Below are 21,435 nucleotides of genomic sequence, written 5' to 3' on the forward strand. Positions count from 1 at the left end.
GGCCCTTTCGCGACACAAGGCCGCTCCTACACCAGCCGCTGCCCTGACACTGATGGGTGATACAGCGGCTGCACCTTGTTCCCCGCCGGGTCCAGCAGGTGGAAGCTGCGCGCACCGTCACCATGGTTGAACGGCCGGTCGAGCAAGGTCACCCCGCGCGCCTTGAAGTACTGGTACCAGGCCTCCAACTCCTCAACGCTGTCCACGATGAATCCGTAGTGATCCAGGGTCTGCAGCCCATTGGCCGCCCCTGCCCCACGCCCCAGCGACAGGTTGTCGTTACCGCAGGTCAGGTAAACCAGGTCTTCGTTGGCCCGGTTCAGCACCTCCATGCCCATGACATCGACATAGAAGCGCTCGCACTCCTCCAGGTTGGGCACCAGCAGGGCGATGTGGCGCAGACCATTCAGGCGACCGGGACGAGCAGGTAATTCGGACATTGGCGGAACTCCATTTTTGTATACAATTCATAATAGAATTTAAAACAAAAGGACCGCCCTGTGTATAGCCTGTTTATCAAGACCCGCGTCAAACCCGGCTGCGCCGACGACTTTCTCACCGCCATCAAGGTCAATGCCGCTGCCTCCGTCGCCACCGAGCCAGGCTGCGTGGTGTTCGACGTCTCCCAGGACCGGATCGACTCGGAGGTCATCTACCTGTACGAGATCTACCGTGACGATGATGCGTACGAAGCGCACACCCAGACTGCCCATTTTCGCGACAGCCGCCCGCTGGTCGAACCGCTGATCGTCGAACAGGAATGCTTCGAGAGCGATGTGATCGCCCGCAATCCGCTTGACTGAGCGGTAAATGAAAAGCCCCGGCACAGGCCGGGGCTCTTGGTTGAAAGGGGCCAAGTCCGTTTGGCCGACGGGACAATCCTTATTCGGCTTTCAGGCCGTCAGACATCACGCTTTTGACGCCTTTGATGTTCTTGGTGATGCGCACGGCTTCAGCTTTCTGCGACTCAGTCACTTTTACGTCCGAAGACAGCGATACCACGCCTTGGCTGGTTTCTACTTTGATATCGCTACCCGGCACGCCTTTCTCGGTCATCAGGTCAGCTTTGACTTTGGTGGTGATCCAGGTGTCAGAGCCTTCCTGTTTGGCGTTGTCCACGGTATTGGCAGCCAGCATGACTGGAGCCTGAGCTGACTCGGCAGCAAAGGCACCATTGGCCATGGTCAGGGTCAGGGCGGTAGCAGTAGCGGCAGCAATGGCGAACTTCTTCATTTGGGTCACTCCTGTTTTTCGAAAGGTCTGCGCCGTAAGTCCTGGCGGCAGGTACATGAGTAGTTGCATGTGCTGTGCCAGTTTTTTCGCTTCGCTTGTTTCCTTGAAAATCAACAAGTTATGGAAGTTTAACGGCGATGCCTGTCGTGCATTTTGCAATCAGGACGAAAAACCTGCATGCAAGATGCAAGTCCGCAAAAGGTTCCCAACTGCCACAAAAAAAGGGCCCCGAAGGGCCCTTTTCCTGTTACGCGTCAGTCGCTTAGACGCCCGAGGCCTTGGCCGCAGCAACGTCCTTGATCGACAGCTTGATACGGCCGCGGTTGTCCACGTCCAGTACCAGCACTTCGACTTCCTGACCTTCTTTCAGCACGTCGGTCACTTTCTCTACGCGAGCGTCGCTCAGCATCGAGATGTGCACCAGGCCGTCCTTGCCAGGCAGGATGTTGACGAAGGCGCCGAAGTCGACGATGCGCTCGACCTTGCCGACGTAAATCTTGCCGATCTCGGCTTCGGCGGTGATGCCCAGGATGCGCTGCTTGGCAGCGTCTGCAGCTTCCTTGGTTTCGCCGAAGATCTTGATCGAGCCGTCGTCTTCGATATCGATCGAAGCTTTGGTCTCTTCGCAGATGGCGCGAATGGTGGCGCCGCCTTTACCGATGACGTCACGGATCTTGTCGGTGTCGATCTTCATCGCGATCATGGTCGGGGCGTTGGCCGACAGCTCGGTACGCGATTCGCCAATGATCTGGTTCATCTGGCCGAGGATGTTCAGGCGCGCTTCCAGGGCCTGGCCCAGGGCGATTTCCATGATCTCTTCGGTGATGCCGTTGATCTTGATGTCCATCTGCAGTGCGGTAACGCCTTTGGCGGTACCCGCAACCTTGAAGTCCATGTCGCCGAGGTGGTCTTCGTCACCGAGTATGTCCGTCAGGACTGCGAACTTCTCGCCTTCCTTGACCAAGCCCATGGCGATACCGGCAACTGGAGCCTTCATCGGTACACCAGCGTCCATCAGTGCCAGGGAAGCACCGCAGACCGAAGCCATGGAGCTGGAACCGTTGGATTCGGTGATTTCCGAAACCACGCGGATGGTGTACGGGAACACGTCAGCGGCTGGCAGCATGGCCTGAACCGAACGACGGGCCAGACGGCCGTGGCCGATTTCGCGGCGGCCGGCACCACCCATGCGACCACACTCGCCCACCGAGAACGGCGGGAAGTTGTAGTGCAGCATGAACGGATCTTTCTTCTCGCCTTCGAGGGTGTCCAACAGCTGGGCGTCGCGCGCAGTACCCAGGGTCGCAACGACCAGGGCCTGGGTTTCGCCACGGGTGAACAGCGCCGACCCGTGGGTCTTCGGCAGCACACCGACTTCGATGTTCAGCGGACGTACGGTTTTGGTGTCGCGGCCGTCGATACGTGGCTTGCCGTTGACGATGTTCTCGCGAACGGTGCGGTATTCGATTTCGCCGAAGATATCTTTGACTTCGCCAGCCGAAGGCTGACCTTCTTCACCGGAGAACTTGGCAACCGCCTGGTCGCGCAGCTCGGCCAGGCGCGCGTAGCGGTCGGCCTTGACGGTGATGGTGTAGCCCTGCGAAACGGCTTCGCCGAATTCAGCGCGGATGGCGTTGAACAGTTCGGTGTTGGCAACGGCCGGTTTCCAGTCCCAGGTCGGCTTGGCAGCTTCTGCAGCCAGCTCTTTGACTGCCTGGATAACAGCCTGGAACTCGTCGTGGGCGAACAGTACGGCGCCCAGCATCTGGTCTTCGGTCAGCTCTTGAGCTTCCGATTCAACCATCAGCACGGCATCGGAAGTACCGGCAACAACCATGTCCAGGCTCGAGGCAGCCAGTTGCTCGTAGGTCGGGTTAAGCAGGTAGCCGGTGCTTTCGTGGAAGGCAACGCGGGCAGCGCCGATCGGGCCTTCGAACGGAATACCGGAGATCGCCAGGGCAGCCGAGGTACCGATCATCGCAGCGATGTCCGGATCGGTCTTCTTGCTGGTGGAAACCACGGTGCAGACAACCTGCACTTCGTTCATGAAACCTTCTGGGAACAGCGGGCGGATCGGACGGTCGATCAGGCGCGAGGTCAGCGTCTCTTTCTCGGAAGGACGGCCTTCACGCTTGAAGAAGCCACCCGGGATCTTGCCGGCGGCGTAGGTCTTTTCCTGGTAGTGGACCGACAGCGGGAAGAAACCCTTGCCTGGATCGGCCTGCTTGGCACCGACTACGGTTACCAGCACGGTGACGTCGTTGTCGACGGTCACCAGCACGGCGCCGGTTGCCTGACGGGCGATACGGCCCGTTTCGAGAGTAACGGTCGATTGACCGAACTGGAATTTCTTGATTACCGGGTTCACGGTTTCCTACCTTTTTCAGTGGCTCTGGGGGAACTGGTTTCTTGCGAATTCTTGGGCAGAACGGGGAATCGGCCCCATTGACCGTCCAGATACAACACGAGGTTGGGAGCCTGGTTGCTGCGCGGTAAACCGCTCAGCAAAACCAGGCTGCCAACCTCGGAGATACGCGCGGCGTGTCCGACGGCGATGCTGCAAAGCAGCATAGCCGAAGCCTGCGACACGCCATGCACACCACTGACCAGGCCGCTATTAGCGACGCAGGCCCAGGCGACCGATCAGGGCGCTGTAACGGGTGGTGTCTTTGCCCTTCAGGTAGTCCAGCAGCTTACGACGCTGGTTAACCATACGGATCAGACCACGACGGGAGTGGTGGTCTTTATCGTTGGCCTTGAAGTGGCCTTGCAGCTTGTTGATGTTGGCGGTCAGCAGAGCAACCTGCACTTCCGGGCTACCGGTATCGCCGGCGGCTTGCTGGTATTCGGCAACGATCTGAGCTTTTTCTTCAACGCTGAGGGCCATGAGGCTTCTCCAAATTAAACGGATCCCGCAAACGGGGTCCAATAGGCCAGGGACAAAACCCTGTATTAATAAAATGAGCTGTGACCGTGCCTACTGACAGCCACCCTCGGTCCGCCGGTTTCAGCCAAAGCCTCGGCCGGTGGTTTCGGTCATTCCGACCGAATCAGTCGACGCGGCGCAATGCGCCCGTCTTCGCTCACTTCACCGATACCGATGAAGCGGCCATTGTGATCCTGTACGCGGACCATGCCGAATTGTGGTGCATCCGGCGCACGCACTGCCTGGCCATGCAGCCAGTAGAAAGCGCTGTGCTCGGACAGGCACACCAGTGGCCAATCCTGCAGCCCGCTGTCGGACGGCATCAGGAAGCGATCCAGCGCTTCGTTGCCACCTTCGGCATGGACCTGCTCGAGTTCCTCGAGGGTTACCGTCTGGGCCAGGGCGAAAGGCCCGGCCTGGGTCCGGCGCAACTCGGCGACATAGGCACCACAGCCCAGGGCCTCGCCGATATCCTCCACCAGGGTACGAATATAGGTGCCTTTGCTGCAGCCAACCGACAACCGCGCACGGGTGCCTTCGCACTCGAGCAATTCCAAGCGGCCAATGGTAACAGAACGCGCCTCGCGCTCCACTACCTCTCCTGCACGCGCCAGTTTGTAAAGCGGCTGGCCATCGCGCTTGAGCGCCGAGTACATCGGCGGTACTTGAAGGATTTCACCGCGAAAACGCGGAATCACCGCTTCGAGATCGGCGCGACCAACGGTTACCTCGCGGGTCTGCAGGACTTCGCCTTCAGCGTCCGCGGTGCTGGTAGTCTGCCCCATCTGCATGACCGTTTCGTAGCCCTTGTCGGAATCGAGCAGGTACTGCGAAAACTTGGTCGCCTCACCGAAGCACAGCGGCAGCACGCCGGTGGCCAGCGGGTCGAGGCTGCCGGTGTGGCCGGCCTTCTCGGCATTGAGCAGCCAGCGCACCTTCTGCAGTGCAGCGTTGGAGGTGAAGCCCAGCGGCTTGTCGAGCAGGATGATGCCGCTGACGTTGCGGCGGATACGTTTGACCTGGGCCACCGCTTACTCCTTGGCGTCCGGCTCGTCGGCATCCTTGTGCAGGCGGTCTTCGGCCACTGCACGTTCGATCAGCGCCGACAGGTGGACACCGCGGCTGACACTTTCATCGAAGTGGAAGTGCAACTGCGGCACACTGCGCAGCTGCATTGAGCGGCCCAGGTGAAGGCGCAGGAAGCTTGCGGCGCTGTTCAGGGCCTTGAGCGACTGCTGCACGGCGTCTGGCGTCTCTTCGCCCATGACGGTGATGAAGACCTTGGCGTGGCCCAGGTCGCGACTGACATCCACGGCAGTGATGGTCACCAGACCGACGCGTGGATCCTTGACTTCACGGCGGATCAGCTCGGCCAGCTCGCGCTGCATCTGATCACCGATACGTTGGGTACGGCTGTATTCTTTGGCCATTCTTGCTACCTGTAACTTAAAGCGGCAAACGCCCGGTGAGGCTGAAGCCTGACCGGGCGCTACCTACTGAGGCGCTGCCCACCGCCCTGCGGCGGGGGCTGGCGCCCTGCTCACCCTTAAAGGGTACGAGCAACCTGGACTTTCTCGAAGACTTCGATCTTGTCGCCGACCTTGACGTCGTTGTAGCTCTTGACGCCAATACCGCACTCCATGCCCGAACGCACTTCGGAAGCGTCGTCCTTGAAGCGACGCAGCGATTCCAGCTCGCCTTCGAAGATCACAACGTCGTCGCGCAGTACGCGGATCGGACGGTTGCGGTAAACGGTACCTTCGATGACCATACAGCCAGCGATGGCGCCGAACTTCGGCGAACGGAATACGTCACGGACTTCTGCAACGCCCAGGATGTTCTCGCGAACATCGCTGCCGAGCATACCGGTCAGGGCCTTCTTGACGTCTTCGATGATGTCGTAGATCACGTTGTAGTAACGCATATCCAGACCTTCCTGCTCGACGATCTTGCGCGCGCCGGCATCGGCACGCACGTTGAAGCCGAACAGTACTGCATTCGAAGCCAGTGCCAGGTTGGCGTCGCTTTCGGTGATACCACCGACGCCGCCACCAATGACACGTACCTGAACTTCGTCGTTGCCCAGACCGCCCAGCGAGCCCTGCAGTGCTTCCAGGGAACCGCGCACGTCGGTCTTGAGGACGATGTTGAGGGTCTTCTTCTCTTCCTGACCCATGGTCTCGAAGATGTTTTCCAGCTTGCCGGCGTGAGCACGGGCCAGCTTGACCTCGCGGTACTTGCCTTGACGGAACAGGGCAACTTCGCGGGCCTTCTTCTCGTCGGCAACCACGGACAGCTCGTCACCAGCTTCCGGGGTACCGTCCAGGCCGAGAATCTCGACCGGGATCGACGGGCCGGCTTCCTTCACAGGCTTGCCGTTCTCATCGAGCATGGCACGCACGCGGCCATAGTTGGAGCCGCACAGGACCATGTCGCCCTGACGCAGGGTACCGTCCTGAACCAGGATGGTCGCCACCGGGCCACGGCCCTTGTCCAGGCGCGATTCGACCACGACGCCACGACCTGGAGCGGTCGGGGTGGCGGTCAGCTCGAGGATCTCGGCCTGCAGCAGGACGGCTTCGAGCAGTTCGTCGACACCGGTACCCATCTTCGCCGAAACCTTGACGAATGGCGTGTCACCACCCCAGTCCTCGGAGGTCACGCCTTCGACGGCCAGTTCGTTGCGGATGCGATCGAGGTCGGCACCCGGCTTGTCGATCTTGTTCACTGCAACCACCAGCGGAACGCCAGCTGCCTTGGCATGCTGAACGGCTTCGCGGGTTTGCGGCATCACACCGTCGTCCGCCGCCACCACCAGGATGACGATGTCGGTTGCCTTGGCACCACGAGCACGCATCTGAGTAAACGCAGCGTGGCCCGGGGTATCGAGGAAGGTGACCATGCCGCGGTCGGTTTCCACGTGGTAGGCACCGATGTGCTGGGTAATACCACCGGCTTCGCCAGCAGCAACCTTGGCACGACGGATGTAGTCGAGCAGCGAGGTCTTACCATGGTCAACGTGACCCATGACGGTAACGACCGGCGCACGCGACTCGGTCTGACCTTCGAACTTCAGCGATTCGGCCAGGGAATCTTCCAGGGCGGTATCGCTGACCAGGGTGACCTTGTGGCCCAGCTCTTCTGCGATCAGCTGAGCGGTTTCCTGGTCGAGCACCTGGTTGATGGTAACCGGGGTACCCATCTTGAACATGAACTTGACCACTTCGGCGCCCTTGACGGACATCTGGTTGGCAAGCTCCGAGACGGTGATGGTCTCGCCGATGGTCACGTCACGAATGACGGGGCCAGTCGGGTTCTGGAAGCCGTGCTGGTTACGCTTCTTCAGCTTGCTCTTGCCACCACGGCCACGACGAGCGCCATCGCTCTCTTCGTCGGTGGTACGCGGAGCGGCACGAGGCGTCGGAGCCTTTTCCTTCTCCTTGACCTTGACCTTGATCGACACACGCGGCGCTTCGCCACGACGCTCGCCACCACGACGGTCTTCGTCACGGGTGCGGCCTTCGTTGCGACGGGCTTCGTCCTTCTTGCGCTCGGCAGCACGCGCTGCGGCGTCTTCGGACGCTGGTACGTCGGCGACTACCGGGGCCGGAGCGGCGGCAGGCGCCGGCTCGGCCTTGGCGGCAGGTGCCGGGGCTGGCGCAGCGGCAACGGCGTCGGCCGCCTGACGGCGAGCCTGCTCTTCGTTGCGCTGGCGAACTTCGGCCTCGACCTTGTCGCGTGCGGCATTTTCAGCCGCGCGGCGCTCATCCAGCTCACGCTTCTGCTCAGCCTGGACTTCTTCCGGGCTGCGCTGAACGAAAACTTTCTTCTTGCGTACTTCTACGCTGATGCTCTTGCTACCGGCGACACGCAGGGTGCTGGTGGTCTTGCGCTGCAAGGTAATCTTGCGCGGCTCTTCCGCCTTGCTCTTGTGGCTGCTCTTCAAATGGGTCAGCAGAGTCTGCTTCTCATTGTCGGTCACTACCTGACCGGCGTCGGTGTGCGGCAGACCTGCCTCACGCATCTGCTGCAGCAGGCGCTCTACCGGTGCCTCGACCTCTTGGGCCAGTTCTTTCACCGTGACTTGCGTCATGCACTTCTCTCCTCAGGCCGCGCCTAATTACTCGAACCAGTGGGCTCGGGCGGCCATGATCAACTTGCCGGCACGCTCTTCGTCGATGCCGTCGATGTCGAGCAGGTCGTCAATCGACTGCTCGGCCAGGTCTTCGCGGTTAACCACGCCGCGCACCGCCAGTTCCGCTGCCAGGTCCTTGTCCATGCCCTCAAGGGAGAGCAGGTCGTCGGACGGATGGGCGTCTGCCAGTTTTTCTTCGGTAGCGATGGCCTTGGTCAACAAACGGTCCTTGGCACGAGCGCGCAGCTCATTGACGATATCTTCGTCAAAGCCATCGATGTTGAGCATTTCTTCCAACGGTACGTAGGCAATTTCTTCGAGGCTGGTGAAGCCTTCGTCGACCAGCACTTGGGCCAGCTCCTCGTCGACTTCCAGCTCTTCGATGAAATTGCGCAGGATGTCGCCGGTTTCAGCCTGCTGCTTGGCCTGGATGTCCTTCTCGGTCATCACGTTCAGGGTCCAGCCGGTCAGCTGACTGGCCAGGCGAACGTTCTGACCACCACGGCCAATGGCTTGCGCCAGGTTGTCTTCGGCAACGGCAATGTCCATTGCATGGGCATCTTCATCAACGATGATCGCCGCGACTTCAGCCGGCGACATGGCGTTGATGACGAATTGCGCCGGGTTCTCGTCCCACAGGACGATATCCACACGCTCACCACCCAGCTCGCCGGATACGGCCTGGACGCGCGAACCGCGCATGCCGATGCAAGCACCTTGCGGGTCGATGCGCTTGTCCTTGGAGCGGACGGCGATCTTGGCACGCGATCCCGGATCACGGGAAGCAGCCATGACTTCGATGAGGCCTTCGGCGATTTCCGGCACTTCGATGCGGAACAGTTCGATCAGCATCTGCGGCGCAGTGCGCGACAGGATCAGCTGAGGACCGCGGTTCTCGGTGCGGATTTCCTTGAGCAGCGCACGCAGGCGCACGCCAACACGGAAAGTCTCACGTGGAATGATGTCTTCGCGGGCCAGCAGGGCCTCGGCGTTGTTACCCAGGTCAACGATGACGTTGTCGCGGGTGACCTTCTTGACGGTGCCGGAGATGATCTCGTTGACCCGCTCGCGGTAGGCGTCGACCACCTGGGCGCGCTCGGCTTCACGGACCTTCTGCACGATGACCTGCTTGGCGGTCTGCGCGGCGATACGGCCGAATTCGATGGACTCGATCTTTTCTTCGATCACGTCACCGACTTTAGCTTCCGGGTGAGTGTCCTTGATCTTGTCCAGCCAGGTTTCGATCGCCGGGTCGTCCAGGTCGTTCTCGTCGACCACGGTCCAGCGACGGAAAGTCTCGTAGCTACCGGTGTGGCGGTTGATTTCCACACGCAGATCGACTTCGTCCTCAAAACGTTTTTTGGTTGCAGTAGCCAGGGCCACTTCCAGCGCTTCGAAAATGACGCCGGGCGGTACACCTTTTTCGTTGGATACCGATTCAACAACCAGCAGTACTTCTTTGCTCATCGTACGCCTCGCCTTGCGCAAGCCATTGGGCCCGGATAGTCCGCCGGGCCCGGCACGTCTCAGTCAAAACTGGGAATAATATTGGCCTTGTCGATCGAGTCGATCGGCAGCAGGAACTCCTGGTTGTCCACCTGGACCACCACGTCCTGATCCTCCACACCGCGGAGAAGGCCCTGGAAGTTACGACGACCCTCGAAGGGTGAACGCAGCTTGATCTTCACTTGTTCGCCGGCATGCGAGGCAAACTGTTCCAGAGTGAACAGTGGGCGATCCATGCCTGGAGAGGAGACCTCAAGGGTATATTCGCTGCTGATCGGATCTTCCACATCGAGGATCGCGCTGGCCTGACGGCTGACCGCTTCGCAGTCGTCCACCAGGATGCCGTCTTCCTTGTCGATATAGATGCGCAGTACCGAATGCTTACCCTGGGATACGAATTCGATCCCCCAGCACTGATAGCCCAGACCCTCGACCACCGGGGCCAACAAGGCCTGCAACTGTTCTAGCTTGCTCGACACCTGAACCCCCTCGTGCATGCTGTGCAAATAAAAAATGGGCGAAGCGCCCATCCCTGAAAGCGCCGTAGGACAACGACGCCGTAAATTTTGTTCGGCTAGCAAAAAGCCCCTGAAAAGGGGCTCCGCTGAAGCTGGTTGCGGGGGCTGGATTTGAACCAACGACCTTCGGGTTATGAGCCCGACGAGCTACCAAGCTGCTCCACCCCGCGACAAAGCTGGGGCGAAAGTATAAGACTTAACCTGCTTATGGGTCAAACCCAAACCTTCACCTGCAAGAAAGCCCGCTAAAGCGGGCTCTCAAGCTTCAATTGGTACCGAGAAGGGGACTCGAACCCCTACACCCTATGGGCACAACCACCTCAAGGTTGCGTGTCTACCAATTCCACCACCTCGGCAATACTACATTTGAAACCCGTTACTTCTGCTCTTCGGCTGGAGGAGGAACATCACCTTTAGGGGTGGTGTCGCTCTTCTGTTCCTGGAGCACCGGTACATCATCATTAACTGCCGGTTTCTGCGGCTCTTTCACTTCTAGCACCGCTGGATCTGGAAGACCTGCTTGGCTAAGCTGGTGAGCTTGTTGCTTCGCGAAGTATCCTAACCCAAGTGCTGTCAAAAAGAAAGTGGCAGCGAGTATAGCAGTCAATTTACTCAGGAAGGTAGCAGAACCTTGGCTTCCGAACACAGTGTTTGAGGCACCTGCGCCGAAAGATGCACCTGCTTCCGCACCTTTACCCTGTTGCAACAGAACCAGCACTACAAGCGACAGCGCTGCCAACAGATGAAAAACAACGATAACTGTTTCCAGCATTTGTTCAGTTTCCTGCGGCGCGACAAATTGCACCGAATTCGTCTGCGTTCAGGGACGCTCCACCAATGAGCCCCCCATCGATATCCGGCATGCCGAACAGTTCGGCCGCATTGGCCGCCTTCACGCTGCCGCCGTAGAGAAGCTGCACGTTTGCGGCAACTTCGGCGTCTTCGGCCGCCAACTGAGCACGGATGGCTGCATGCACATCCTGAGCTTGCTGAGGCGAAGCCGTCAAACCTGTGCCAATGGCCCAAACCGGCTCATAGGCGATTACTGCATTGGCGAAAGCCTTAACACCGAACGCGTCGATGATACTGCTTAGTTGACCCCCGACAACTTCAAGGGTCTTGCCTGCCTCACGCTCTTCTAGAGTTTCCCCTACACAGAGCACCGGCATTAAACCACTAAGTTGAGCGGCTGCAAACTTCTCTTTCAGCACTTCTTCACTTTCGCCGATAATCTGGCGACGTTCGGAGTGGCCAATCAAGACCAACTTGCAACCTGCTTCAACCAACTGACTCGGTGCAACTTCACCGGTCAGCGCGCCCTGCTCGGGCTTTACCGCAGAATTCTGTGCTCCGACAGTGATTCCCTTGCCCTGCAGCCCATCAACAACCTGATTGATGAACAACGCCGGTGGGAATACCGCGACTTCGACACCGCTTGGCACGGACATATTGCCCAGGCCCAGGATCAGCTCAGCGACGCTGGCGCGGGTACCGTGCATCTTCCAGTTACCAGCTACCATGGGGCGACGCATGCTTTACCTCGTCGGTCAAAGTGGGCGCAGATCTTACCCAACCCGATCTGCGCTGGCAAGCCTCTTTCAGGCACAAACTTCTGCGACCAGCTTGGCCAGGGCTTCGGCATGGCCACGCACCTGGTTTTCGTCGTCGCCTTCGACCATCACCCGCACCAAAGGCTCGGTGCCGGACTTGCGCAGCAGCACACGCCCGCGCCCGGCCATGGCCTCGGTGGCCTTGGCACTGGCTTCCTTGACGGCGGGATGTTCCAGCGGGTCGACCTTGCTCGCGCCAAAACGCACGTTGATCAGGACCTGCGGGCATTTACGCAGGGCCTGACGCGCATGCGCCAGGGTTTCGTCACGGCGCTTGAGCGCCAGCAGCACCTGCAGGGCAGCGATGATCGCGTCACCGGTAGTGGTGTGGTTACAGCACACCACGTGCCCGGAATTCTCGCCCCCGAGCAGCCAATCGCGCTCAAGTAGTTCTGCCATCACGTAGCGATCGCCGACCTTGGCCCGCACGAACGGAATATCCAGCTCCTTGAGCGCAAGTTCCAGGCCCAGGTTGCTCATTAGCGTACCGACCACGCCACCTTGCAGCTTGCCACGCTCCTGAAGGTCGCGCGCAATGATGAACAGCAGTTCATCGCCATCGACGATGGCCCCGGTGTGGTCGACCATCAATACCCGGTCACCATCGCCGTCGAAGGCAATGCCCAGGTCGGCATGGCCCACCAGCACAGCGGCCTGCAGCGACTCGATGTGAGTGGAACCGCACCCTTCGTTGATGTTCAGGCCATCAGGCTGCGCATGCAGTACGGTGACATCGGCACCCAGCTCACGGAACACGCTCGGGGCGACCTTGTAGGTGGCGCCGTGGGCGCAATCGATCACCAGCTTCAGGCCTTCGAAGCTCGTACTGGTCGGTACGCTGCTTTTGCAGAACTCGATGTAGCGGCCAGCGGCGTCGTTGATCCGGGAAACCTTGCCCAGTTTGCCCGACTCGACCACGGTCATCGGCTGATCGAGCAACTCTTCGATCATCAGTTCGACTTCGTCAGGCAGCTTGGTGCCCTGGCCGGAGAAGAACTTGATGCCGTTGTCGTCATGCGGGTTGTGCGAGGCACTGATGACGATACCAGCCTCGGCATGGAAGGTGCGGGTCAGGTAAGCGATGGCGGGTGTCGGCATCGGCCCGAGCAGCATCACGTCGGCACCCGCTGCAGACAAACCGGCTTCGAGCGCGGACTCGAACATGTAACCGGAAATACGCGTGTCCTTGCCCACCAGCACACGGCAATTGCCTTGCTTGCGGAAGGCCATGCCAGCCGCCCAGCCCAGCTTCAGCATGAAGTCCGGCGTGATCGGGTATTCGCCGACGCGGCCACGGATGCCATCGGTACCAAAATATTTTCTGCTCATAAGGACTCCAACATTCTTATTCGGCGTTCTGTACCGCGGCAATCATGCGCACCACATCGACGGTCTCGGCCACATCATGGACGCGCAGGATGCTGGCCCCCTTGGTCATGGCCAAAGCCGCCAGCGCAAGGCTGCCGTACAGTCGCTCACCGACCGGACGATCGAGCGTCAGGCCGATCATGCTCTTGCGCGAAACGCCCACCAGCAGCGGGCGCCCAAGGCGATAGAGCGCTTCCATATGCTTGAACAGGCTGAGGTTGTGCGCCAGTGTCTTGGCGAAGCCGAAGCCTGGATCAAGAATGATTCGTTCGGCGGGGATGCCTGCCGCTGCGCAGGCGGCCATCCGTTGTTCAAGATAGCGCGTTACGTCAGCAGTCACATCTTCGTAATGCGGATCGTCCTGCATGTTCCCGGGCTCGCCGCGCATATGCATCAAGCAGACCGGCAAGCCGGTGTTCGCTGCCGCATCAAGCGCGCCATCGCGCTCCAAGGCACGCACGTCGTTGATCAGGCCGGCGCCCAGCCGGGCCGACTCGCGAATGACCGCAGGCGTGGAGGTATCAACCGAAATGACAACGTCGAAGCGACTGTTGATGGCCTCGACCATCGGCGCCACGCGCTCGATCTCTTCAGTGACCGAAACCGCACGCGCGCCAGGGCGGGTCGACTCGCCACCGATGTCGATCAGCGTGGCGCCTGCCGCGATCATCGCCTCGGCATGGCGCAACGCCTCGTCGCGCTGACTGAAACGCCCACCATCGGAGAAGGAATCGGGAGTGATATTGAGAATACCCATGACATGGGTGCGGGAAAGATCAAGAACCCGGTTGCCGCAAGGCAACCGGGTCGGGTACTGCACTGAGCTCATAGATGCCCTTAGTGTTGAGCTGCCGGGCCGCCGATCGGCGATTCCGGGCGATCATTCTGGGCAGTCGGCGTGCCCGAATCCTTGTCGTCATCCCAATCACGGGGCTCACGCGGAGTACGGCCAGCCATGATGTCGTCGATCTGATCGGCATCGATGGTCTCGTACTTCATCAAAGCTTCGGTCATTGCCTCGAGCTTGTCGCGGTTGTCGATCAGCAGCTGCTTGGCAGTGGCATAGCACTGGTCGATGATGCTTCGCACTTCAGAGTCGATCAGCTTTGCAGTCTCGCCGGATACGCTGGCGTGCTGGCTACCAGCGCTACGACCGAGGAACACCTCGCCCTCCTCTTCGGCGTACATCAGCGGACCGAGCTTCTCGGACAGGCCCCACTTGGTCACCATGTTGCGAGCGATCTGACTGGCTCGCATGATGTCGTTGGAAGCACCGGTGGTGACGCCATCGAAGCCCAAGGTCATTTCCTCGGCGATACGGCCGCCATAGAGCGAGCAGATCTGGCTGATCAGCGCACGCTTGGACAGGCTGTAACGGTCTTCTTCCGGCAGGAACATGGTGACACCCAAGGCGCGACCACGCGGAATGATCGATACCTTGTAGACCGGATCGTGCTCTGGCACCAGGCGACCGACAATAGCGTGACCGGCCTCGTGATAGGCGGTGTTCTTCTTTTCCTTCTCGGACATGACCATGGTCTTGCGCTCGGCGCCCATCATGATCTTGTCCTTGGCCAGTTCGAACTCTTTCATTTCGACCAGGCGCTTGTTGGAGCGGGCGGCGAACAGCGAAGCCTCGTTGACCAGGTTGGCCAGGTCGGCACCGGAGAAGCCTGGAGTGCCACGGGCAATGACCGCCGGGTTGACGTTTTCGCCGACCGGCACCTTGCGCATGTGCACCTTGAGGATCTGCTCACGGCCACGGATATCCGGCAGGCCGACCACGACCTGACGGTCGAAGCGACCCGGGCGCAGCAGCGCAGGGTCGAGCACGTCCGGGCGGTTGGTGGCGGCAATGACGATGATGCCATCGTTCATTTCGAAGCCGTCCATTTCCACCAGCAACTGGTTGAGGGTCTGCTCACGCTCGTCGTGGCCACCGCCCATGCCGGCGCCACGGTGGCGACCAACAGCGTCGATCTCGTCGATGAAGATGATGCAAGGTGCGTGTTTCTTGGCCTGCTCGAACATGTCACGAACGCGGCTGGCACCAACACCGACAAACATCTCGACGAAGTCAGAACCGGAAATGGTGAAGAACGGCACCTTGGCTTCACCGGCAATGGCCTTGGCCAGCAGGGTCTTACCGGTACCGGGCGGGCCGACCATCAGCACACCACGCGGGATGCGGCCGCCCAGGCGCTGGAACTTGCCCGGATCGCGCAGGAACTCGACCAGCTCGCCAACCTCTTCCTTGGCCTCGTCGCAACCCGCGACGTCAGCCAGGGTAGTCTTGACCTGGTCTTCGGACAGCAGGCGCGCCTTGCTCTTGCCGAAGCTCATCGGCCCGCCCTTGCCACCCGCACCACCTTGCATCTGGCGCATGAAGAACATGAACACGGCGATGATCACCAGGATCGGGAAGCTCGCCACCAGCAGCTGAGTCCAGATGCTCTGCTGCTCAGGCTGCTTGCCTTCGACGACCACGTGGTTGTCGACCAGGTCGCCGATCAGGCCATTGTCGGTGATGGCCGGGCGCACAGTCTTGAAGTTGTCGCCGTCGGCGCGCTTGCCGGTAATGATGTAGCCGTCGACGGTCACACGCTCGACCTTGCCATCCTTGACCTGCTGGATGAAGTCGGAATAGTTGAGGGTCTGCGGCTCGTTAGGGCTGGAGAAGTTGTTCATCACTGTCACCAGGACAGCTGCGATGATCAACCACAGGATCAGATTCTTTGCCATGTCGTTCAATTCGCTACCCTCTGAGGCCGGCGCACGACGCAGCCGTGCCTCGCATGATATTCATCGCCCTAACTTACTACATTACCTACGCATCCGCAGGCACCGTCTGTAACCCTTTGTGAAACCTAGACTACACGAAGTTCGGACGATCCAGACGGGGCGGCCGATTGGAAATAACTATCAGCCACCCCGCAACACGCCTCACGCCCCTTTGAAACCCCTACCCAGCAGATACTGCTCACGGGAACGGTCCCGCGAAGATGACGGCTTGCGCATCTGCACCTTGTCGAACTTGCTGCGCACGTCCTTGAGGTACATGTCGAAACCTTCGCCCTGGAAGATCTTGATCAGGAAGTCCCCGCCCGGCTTGAGCACGCGGGTCGCCAGATCCAGGGCCAGCTCGCAGAGGAACATGGCTCGCGGCATATCCACCGCAGGCGTACCACTCATATTGGGGGCCATGTCGGAAATCACAAGGTCTACATGCGAATCACCGACAGCCTGAAGGATCTGCTGCAGCACTTCGTCCTGGGTGAAGTCACCCTGAATGAAGGTCACGTCAGGGATCGAGTCCATTTCCAGGATATCGGAAGCGATCAGACGACCCTGCCCACCAATCAGACGACTGGTCACCTGCGACCAGCCTCCTGGGGCCGCGCCGAGGTCGATCACGCTCATGCCGGGACGGATCAGGCGGTCTTTTTCCTGGATCTCCAGCAGTTTGTAGCTCGCACGCGAGCGGTAGCCATCCTTCTGTGCCTGTTTCACAAAAGGATCGTTGAAATGCTCTCGCAGCCAGTTTGCGCTGCTTTTGGAACGTTGTACCACGGGGCACCTCGATGATATGCGTCGTGATTGACTGGGCGGAGCCGGTGGCCCTCGGGTAAAATGCCGGTCAATTTTACAGAATCAGACGGAAAGGGTCAGATTATGCCGCTCAATAACGAGCAGAAGAAGCAATACAAGTCCATTGGTCATGACCTGAAGCCGGTCCTGATCGTTGCTGGCAACGGTTTGAACGAAGGCGTGATCGCCGAACTGGAGCGTGCGCTGGCCGATCACGAACTGATCAAGGTCGAAATTCGCTCGGAAGATCGCGAAGAGCGCGCCGCCGCCATTGCCGAACTGTGCAAGGTCGGCCGTGCCGAGCTGGTACAGACCATCGGCAAGAAGGCACTGATCTATCGCAAGAATCCGCAGCCGAACAAGCAGCTGTCCAACATCCACCGTTACAAGTAACGGTGGCTCCGCTCAGTGGCGCGCCTGGCGCGCCCTGACCGGGACCGGTTGGGCCACCAGCACGATGCCGGAGAAGCCCAACACAAGAAAACAGAACATCTGCCAGCGCTCGCCGACCGAGATGCCGTAGCGCAAGGTGTAGTACCCCACGCAGGCCGCAAAGCCCAATAACAGCATCTGGCCGCGAAACTGCCGCCACCAGGCCGCCAGGCCGTCTACCCTTGCCAGCACCGCCAGCTGGGTCAACAAGCCGAGCAAGGCCACGCCGATCAACCAGCGGTCGATCTGCCCGGCGACGTCCTGCACCAGCAAGGGTGCCAGGCCACTGACTTTCAGCGCCGGCACCAGCCCCACATGGAACACCCACAGGCCACCGACCCAGAAAACCTGGGCCAGCTGCCAGAGGATCCCCTCGAGGGATGGCGCCCGCAGGCGCCGGTCAGATGTGTTTGACTTCGACAATCTCGTACTCGACCGTACCGCTTGGTGTCTTGACCACCACGGTGTCACCTTCTTCCTTGCCAATGATGGCACGGGCGATCGGTGCGCTGCTCGAAAGCTTGCCTTGTTTCACGTCAGCTTCATCTTCACCGACGATCTGGTAGGTCACCTCGTCATCGGTCTCGGTGTTCGCCAGCACCACGGTGGTGCCGAAAATCACCTTGCCTGTATGGGCGATGGTGGTCACGTCGATCACCACCGAGTTCTGCAGACGGCCTTCGATATCGCGGATGCGCGCTTCGACCATGCCCTGCTCTTCACGAGCGGCATGGTATTCGGCGTTTTCCTTGAGGTCGCCCAGCTCACGCGCTTCGCCAATGGCTTGGCTCAGGCGCGGGCGCTCGGTCTTGCTCAGGAAGGTCAGCTCCTCTTCCAGGGCGCGAGCGCCCTGGACGGTCATCGGGTACTTGGTCATGCTCATGCTTTGAGTCCTGCATGCAGATCCTGCAGGCGACGAACAGTCTTCTCGGGACCGAATTTCAGCGCCTCGCAGATGGCTTCACCAGCCGCAATGGTAGTGGTGCAGTAGATCTTGTGCTGCAGCGCATTGCGACGAATCGAGTAGGAATCGGCGATCGACTGGCGGCCTTCGGTGGTGTTGATGATCAGCGACACTTCGTCGTTCTTGATCATGTCGACCACGTGCGGACGACCTTCGGTCACTTTGTTCACACGGCGCACTTTCAGGCCAGCCGCTTCGATGACCTTGGCAGTACCCGCCGTTGCAACCACTTCGAAGCCCAGGGCGATCAGGTCGCGGGCAACGCCAGCCACTTGCGGCTTGTCGTCGTCACGCACGCTGATGAACGCTGTACCGCCGGTCGGCAGCACTTCGCTGGCACCCATCTGGGCCTTGGCGAACGCTTCACCGAAGCTGTCACCGACGCCCATGACTTCACCGGTCGATTTCATCTCAGGGCCGAGGATCGGGTCAACCCCTGGGAACTTGGCGAACGGGAAGACGGCTTCCTTGACGCTGTAGAAGTTCGGAATGATTTCCTGAGTGAAGCCCAGCTCTTTCAGGGTTTTACCAGCCATGACGCGGGCAGCAATCATGGCCAGGGAGGTGCCGATGCACTTGGACACGAACGGCACGGTACGCGAAGCGCGCGGGTTGACTTCGATCACGTAGATCTTGTCGCCCTGCAGGGCCAGCTGCACGTTCATCAGCCCGACAACGCCCAGCTCCAGGGCCATTTTCTTGACCTGTACGCGGACTTCGTCCTGCACTTCCTGGCTCAGCGAGTACGGTGGCAGCGAGCACGCGGAGTCACCGGAGTGAACGCCGGCCTGCTCGATGTGCTGCATGATCGCGCCGATCACCACGTCGGTGCCGTCGCAAACCGCATCCACGTCCATCTCGATGGCGCAGTTGAGGAAGTGGTCGAGCAGTACCGGGCTGTCGTTGGAAACTTGTACGGCTTCACGCAGGTAGCGCTTGAGCTCGTCCAGCTCGTAGACGATCTCCATGGCACGGCCACCCAGTACGTAGGATGGGCGCACGACCAGCGGGTAACCGATGCTGCCAGCAGCGCGGATGGCTTCTTCTTCGCTGCGCACGGTAGCGTTTGGCGGCTGCAGCAGGTTCAGGCGCTGAACCATCTGCTGGAAGCGCTCACGGTCTTCGGCACGGTCAATGGCGTCCGGGCTGGTACCGATGATCGGTACGCCGGCCTCTTCCAGGGCGCGAGCCAGTTTCAGCGGGGTCTGGCCGCCGTAGTGAACGATGACGCCCTTCGGCTTCTCGACGCGGCAGACTTCCAGCACGTCTTCCAGGGTCAGCGGCTCGAAGTACAGGCGGTCGGAGGTGTCGTAGTCGGTGGAGACGGTTTCCGGGTTGCAGTTGACCATGATGGTCTCGTAACCGTCTTCACGCAGCGCCAGTGCGGCGTGTACGCAGCAGTAGTCGAACTCGATACCTTGGCCGATACGGTTCGGGCCGCCACCCAGGATCATGATCTTGTCGCGGGTCGACGGGTTGGCCTCGCACTCTTCCTCATAGGTCGAGTACAGGTAGGCGGTGTCGGTGGCGAACTCTGCGGCGCAGGTGTCGACGCGCTTGTACACCGGGAACACTTCCAGCTTGTGGCGGTGACGGCGCAGGTTCTTGTCGGTGATACCGAGCAGCTTGGCCAGGCGCTGGTCCGAGAAGCCCTTGCGCTTGAGGCGCAGCATGTAGTCCTTGTCGATCGCCGACAGGGCCAAGGTCTTGACCTTCTCTTCTTCCTTGATCAGGTCTTCCATCTGAACCAGGAACCACATGTCGATGCCGGTCAGCGCGAAGATTTCTTCACAGGTCATGCCCGAACGCATGGCGTCGGCGACATACCAGATACGCTCGGCACCCGGCACGGTCAGCTCGCGCTTGAGGATGCTGGCAGCTTCCGGGCTGGCCAGGTCGACTTTCGGGTCGAGGCCGCAGGCACCGACTTCCAGGCCGCGCAGGGCTTTCTGCAGGGACTCCTGGAAGGTACGGCCGATGGCCATGACTTCACCCACGGATTTCATCTGGGTGGTCAGGCGGGCGTCGGCTTTCGGGAATTTCTCGAAGGCGAAGCGTGGCAGCTTGGTCACGACGTAGTCGATCGACGGCTCGAAGGACGCCGGGGTGCGACCGCCGGTGATGTCGTTCTGCAGCTCGTCGAGGGTGTAACCAATGGCCAGCTTGGCGGCGATCTTGGCGATCGGGAAGCCGGTGGCCTTGGACGCCAGGGCGGACGAACGCGAAACACGCGGGTTCATCTCGATCACGACCATGCGGCCAGTGTTTGGGCAGATACCGAACTGCACGTTGGAACCGCCGGTTTCGACACCGATTTCACGCAGCACCGCCAGCGAGGCGTTGCGCATGATCTGGTATTCCTTGTCGGTCAGGGTCTGTGCCGGAGCCACGGTGATCGAGTCACCGGTGTGCACGCCCATCGGGTCGAAGTTCTCGATGGAGCAGACGATGATGCAGTTGTCCTTCTTGTCGCGGACCACCTCCATCTCGTATTCCTTCCAACCGATCAGCGATTCGTCGATCAGCAGTTCCTTGGTCGGCGACAGGTCCAGACCACGGGTGCAGATTTCTTCGAATTCTTCACGGTTGTAGGCGATACCGCCGCCAGTGCCGCCCATGGTGAACGACGGACGGATGATGCACGGGAAGCCAAGCTTCTCGAGGACCGCATTGGCCTCTTCCATGCTGTGGGCGATACCGGAGCGCGGGCACTCCAGGCCGATGTCCTTCATGGCCTTGTCGAAGCGCGAACGGTCTTCGGCCTTGTCGATGGTGTCGGCGTTGGCACCGATCATCTCTACGCCGAACTTCTCCAGAACGCCGTGGCGCTCCAGGTCCAGGGCGCAGTTCAGAGCAGTCTGGCCACCCATGGTCGGCAGCACTGCGTCCGGGCGCTCTTTCTCGATGATCTTGGCCACCGACTGCCACTTGATCGGCTCGATGTAGGTGGCGTCGGCCATGGCCGGGTCGGTCATGATGGTGGCTGGGTTGGAGTTTACCAGGATGACGCGGAAACCTTCCTCGCGCAGGGCTTTACAGGCCTGGGCGCCGGAATAGTCGAATTCGCAGGCCTGGCCGATCACGATCGGGCCAGCGCCGAGAATCAGGATGCTTTTGATGTCTGTACGTTTTGGCATGGTTGTCACTCAAATCCG

Annotated in this window: 20 protein-coding genes and 2 tRNA genes; 2 read left to right on the plus strand and 20 right to left on the minus strand. The window is 60.3% G+C overall.

Translation table 11 applies throughout. The annotated features are described in order from the left end of the window. Positions 1 to 26 precede the first annotated feature (26 nt). Complete coding sequence (locus tag ACLEJU_RS10035) at positions 27 to 440, minus strand: VOC family protein (protein WP_400726097.1); 414 nt, start codon at positions 438 to 440, stop codon at positions 27 to 29. 60 nt (positions 441 to 500) lie between these two features. Between ACLEJU_RS10035 and ACLEJU_RS10040 the strand changes: the two genes are divergently transcribed. Beyond that, entirely contained in the window at positions 501 to 803 is a 303-nt protein-coding gene (locus ACLEJU_RS10040) for a putative quinol monooxygenase (RefSeq protein ID WP_435423092.1), read from the plus strand. Positions 804 to 882: 79 nt separating this feature from the next. On the opposite strand, the gene ACLEJU_RS10045 is transcribed toward ACLEJU_RS10040, so the two are convergent. The 16 genes from ACLEJU_RS10045 to rlmE form a co-directional block, all read right to left on the minus strand. Beyond that, positions 883 to 1,233 carry a BON domain-containing protein gene (locus ACLEJU_RS10045; RefSeq protein WP_435423093.1) on the minus strand — a complete coding sequence of 117 codons (351 nt, stop codon included), beginning with the start codon at positions 1,231 to 1,233 and terminating at the stop codon, positions 883 to 885. 262 nt (positions 1,234 to 1,495) lie between these two features. Beyond that, positions 1,496 to 3,601: a polyribonucleotide nucleotidyltransferase gene (gene pnp / locus ACLEJU_RS10050; RefSeq protein ID WP_435423094.1), complete on the minus strand. Its 2,106-nt coding sequence runs from the start codon at positions 3,599 to 3,601 to the stop codon at positions 1,496 to 1,498. Between the two features lie 249 nt (positions 3,602 to 3,850). Next, the gene (gene rpsO, locus ACLEJU_RS10055; RefSeq protein ID WP_003249971.1) at positions 3,851 to 4,120 is read right to left on the minus strand and encodes a 30S ribosomal protein S15; all 270 of its coding nucleotides are present in this window, start codon (positions 4,118 to 4,120) and stop codon (positions 3,851 to 3,853) included. 149 nt (positions 4,121 to 4,269) lie between these two features. After that, a complete protein-coding gene (gene truB / locus ACLEJU_RS10060) occupies positions 4,270 to 5,187 on the minus strand; it encodes a tRNA pseudouridine(55) synthase TruB (RefSeq protein ID WP_435423095.1) in 918 nt (305 codons plus the stop codon). Positions 5,188 to 5,190: 3 nt separating this feature from the next. Beyond that, the gene (gene rbfA, locus ACLEJU_RS10065) at positions 5,191 to 5,589 is read right to left on the minus strand and encodes a 30S ribosome-binding factor RbfA (RefSeq protein ID WP_085677211.1); all 399 of its coding nucleotides are present in this window, start codon (positions 5,587 to 5,589) and stop codon (positions 5,191 to 5,193) included. Positions 5,590 to 5,705: 116 nt separating this feature from the next. Continuing rightward, positions 5,706 to 8,252, minus strand: coding sequence for a translation initiation factor IF-2 (gene infB / locus ACLEJU_RS10070; RefSeq protein WP_435423096.1), 2,547 nt, complete (start codon positions 8,250 to 8,252; stop codon positions 5,706 to 5,708). A gap of 27 nt (positions 8,253 to 8,279) precedes the next feature. Then, on the minus strand, positions 8,280 to 9,761 hold the full coding sequence (nusA, locus tag ACLEJU_RS10075; RefSeq protein ID WP_110639657.1) for a transcription termination factor NusA: 1,482 nt from the start codon (positions 9,759 to 9,761) through the stop codon (positions 8,280 to 8,282). Between the two features lie 59 nt (positions 9,762 to 9,820). Further along, a complete protein-coding gene (rimP, locus tag ACLEJU_RS10080) occupies positions 9,821 to 10,279 on the minus strand; it encodes a ribosome maturation factor RimP (protein ID WP_054885662.1) in 459 nt (152 codons plus the stop codon). 132 nt (positions 10,280 to 10,411) lie between these two features. Next, positions 10,412 to 10,488, minus strand: a tRNA-Met gene (locus tag ACLEJU_RS10085). A 100-nt stretch (positions 10,489 to 10,588) separates the two neighbouring features. Then, positions 10,589 to 10,674: transfer RNA gene (locus ACLEJU_RS10090), tRNA-Leu, on the minus strand. 20 nt (positions 10,675 to 10,694) lie between these two features. Then, entirely contained in the window at positions 10,695 to 11,090 is a 396-nt protein-coding gene (secG, locus tag ACLEJU_RS10095) for a preprotein translocase subunit SecG (RefSeq protein ID WP_176509699.1), read from the minus strand. A gap of 4 nt (positions 11,091 to 11,094) precedes the next feature. Next, on the minus strand, positions 11,095 to 11,850 hold the full coding sequence (tpiA, locus tag ACLEJU_RS10100) for a triose-phosphate isomerase (protein WP_435423097.1): 756 nt from the start codon (positions 11,848 to 11,850) through the stop codon (positions 11,095 to 11,097). A 66-nt stretch (positions 11,851 to 11,916) separates the two neighbouring features. Beyond that, positions 11,917 to 13,257 carry a phosphoglucosamine mutase gene (glmM, locus tag ACLEJU_RS10105; protein WP_435423098.1) on the minus strand — a complete coding sequence of 447 codons (1,341 nt, stop codon included), beginning with the start codon at positions 13,255 to 13,257 and terminating at the stop codon, positions 11,917 to 11,919. 16 nt (positions 13,258 to 13,273) lie between these two features. Further along, a complete protein-coding gene (gene folP / locus ACLEJU_RS10110; RefSeq protein ID WP_435423099.1) occupies positions 13,274 to 14,125 on the minus strand; it encodes a dihydropteroate synthase in 852 nt (283 codons plus the stop codon). Between the two features lie 8 nt (positions 14,126 to 14,133). Then, positions 14,134 to 16,038 carry an ATP-dependent zinc metalloprotease FtsH gene (ftsH, locus tag ACLEJU_RS10115; protein ID WP_435423100.1) on the minus strand — a complete coding sequence of 635 codons (1,905 nt, stop codon included), beginning with the start codon at positions 16,036 to 16,038 and terminating at the stop codon, positions 14,134 to 14,136. Positions 16,039 to 16,239: 201 nt separating this feature from the next. Then, the gene (gene rlmE / locus ACLEJU_RS10120; RefSeq protein ID WP_054885642.1) at positions 16,240 to 16,866 is read right to left on the minus strand and encodes a 23S rRNA (uridine(2552)-2'-O)-methyltransferase RlmE; all 627 of its coding nucleotides are present in this window, start codon (positions 16,864 to 16,866) and stop codon (positions 16,240 to 16,242) included. A 102-nt stretch (positions 16,867 to 16,968) separates the two neighbouring features. Between rlmE and ACLEJU_RS10125 the strand changes: the two genes are divergently transcribed. Then, positions 16,969 to 17,277 (plus strand): YhbY family RNA-binding protein, encoded by a 309-nt coding sequence (locus tag ACLEJU_RS10125; protein ID WP_085677204.1) that lies wholly within the window; start codon positions 16,969 to 16,971, stop codon positions 17,275 to 17,277. Positions 17,278 to 17,289: 12 nt separating this feature from the next. On the opposite strand, the gene ACLEJU_RS10130 is transcribed toward ACLEJU_RS10125, so the two are convergent. Genes ACLEJU_RS10130 through carB form a run of 3 tightly spaced genes read right to left on the minus strand, consistent with a single transcriptional unit; the run spans position 17,290 to position 21,417 of the window. After that, positions 17,290 to 17,739: an MFS transporter gene (locus ACLEJU_RS10130; protein ID WP_079226471.1), complete on the minus strand. Its 450-nt coding sequence runs from the start codon at positions 17,737 to 17,739 to the stop codon at positions 17,290 to 17,292. Further along, positions 17,717 to 18,199 (minus strand): transcription elongation factor GreA, encoded by a 483-nt coding sequence (gene greA, locus ACLEJU_RS10135; RefSeq protein WP_177326679.1) that lies wholly within the window; start codon positions 18,197 to 18,199, stop codon positions 17,717 to 17,719. Before greA ends, ACLEJU_RS10130 begins: the two co-directional genes overlap by 23 nt. Then, entirely contained in the window at positions 18,196 to 21,417 is a 3,222-nt protein-coding gene (gene carB / locus ACLEJU_RS10140; RefSeq protein ID WP_435423101.1) for a carbamoyl-phosphate synthase large subunit, read from the minus strand. Before carB ends, greA begins: the two co-directional genes overlap by 4 nt. Positions 21,418 to 21,435 lie beyond the last annotated feature (18 nt).

Source organism: Pseudomonas sp. SMN11 (genome assembly GCF_052041945.1).
In the GTDB taxonomy this organism is placed as follows: domain Bacteria; phylum Pseudomonadota; class Gammaproteobacteria; order Pseudomonadales; family Pseudomonadaceae; genus Aquipseudomonas.

Excerpts from the sequence above, each read along its gene's own strand:
- ACLEJU_RS10035 (WP_400726097.1), bottom strand. The coding sequence starts at position 440 with ATGTCCGAATTACCTGCTCGTCCCGGTCGCCTGAATGGTCTGCGCCAC.
- ACLEJU_RS10045 (WP_435423093.1), bottom strand. The coding sequence starts at position 1,233 with ATGAAGAAGTTCGCCATTGCTGCCGCTACTGCTACCGCCCTGACCCTG.
- rpsO (WP_003249971.1), bottom strand. The coding sequence starts at position 4,120 with ATGGCCCTCAGCGTTGAAGAAAAAGCTCAGATCGTTGCCGAATACCAG.
- rbfA (WP_085677211.1), bottom strand. The coding sequence starts at position 5,589 with ATGGCCAAAGAATACAGCCGTACCCAACGTATCGGTGATCAGATGCAG.
- infB (WP_435423096.1), bottom strand. The coding sequence starts at position 8,252 with ATGACGCAAGTCACGGTGAAAGAACTGGCCCAAGAGGTCGAGGCACCG.
- nusA (WP_110639657.1), bottom strand. The coding sequence starts at position 9,761 with ATGAGCAAAGAAGTACTGCTGGTTGTTGAATCGGTATCCAACGAAAAA.
- secG (WP_176509699.1), bottom strand. The coding sequence starts at position 11,090 with ATGCTGGAAACAGTTATCGTTGTTTTTCATCTGTTGGCAGCGCTGTCG.
- tpiA (WP_435423097.1), bottom strand. The coding sequence starts at position 11,850 with ATGCGTCGCCCCATGGTAGCTGGTAACTGGAAGATGCACGGTACCCGC.
- glmM (WP_435423098.1), bottom strand. The coding sequence starts at position 13,257 with ATGAGCAGAAAATATTTTGGTACCGATGGCATCCGTGGCCGCGTCGGC.
- folP (WP_435423099.1), bottom strand. The coding sequence starts at position 14,125 with ATGAGCTCAGTGCAGTACCCGACCCGGTTGCCTTGCGGCAACCGGGTT.
- ftsH (WP_435423100.1), bottom strand. The coding sequence starts at position 16,038 with ATGGCAAAGAATCTGATCCTGTGGTTGATCATCGCAGCTGTCCTGGTG.
- ACLEJU_RS10125 (WP_085677204.1), top strand. The coding sequence starts at position 16,969 with ATGCCGCTCAATAACGAGCAGAAGAAGCAATACAAGTCCATTGGTCAT.
- greA (WP_177326679.1), bottom strand. The coding sequence starts at position 18,199 with ATGAGCATGACCAAGTACCCGATGACCGTCCAGGGCGCTCGCGCCCTG.
- carB (WP_435423101.1), bottom strand. The coding sequence starts at position 21,417 with ATGCCAAAACGTACAGACATCAAAAGCATCCTGATTCTCGGCGCTGGC.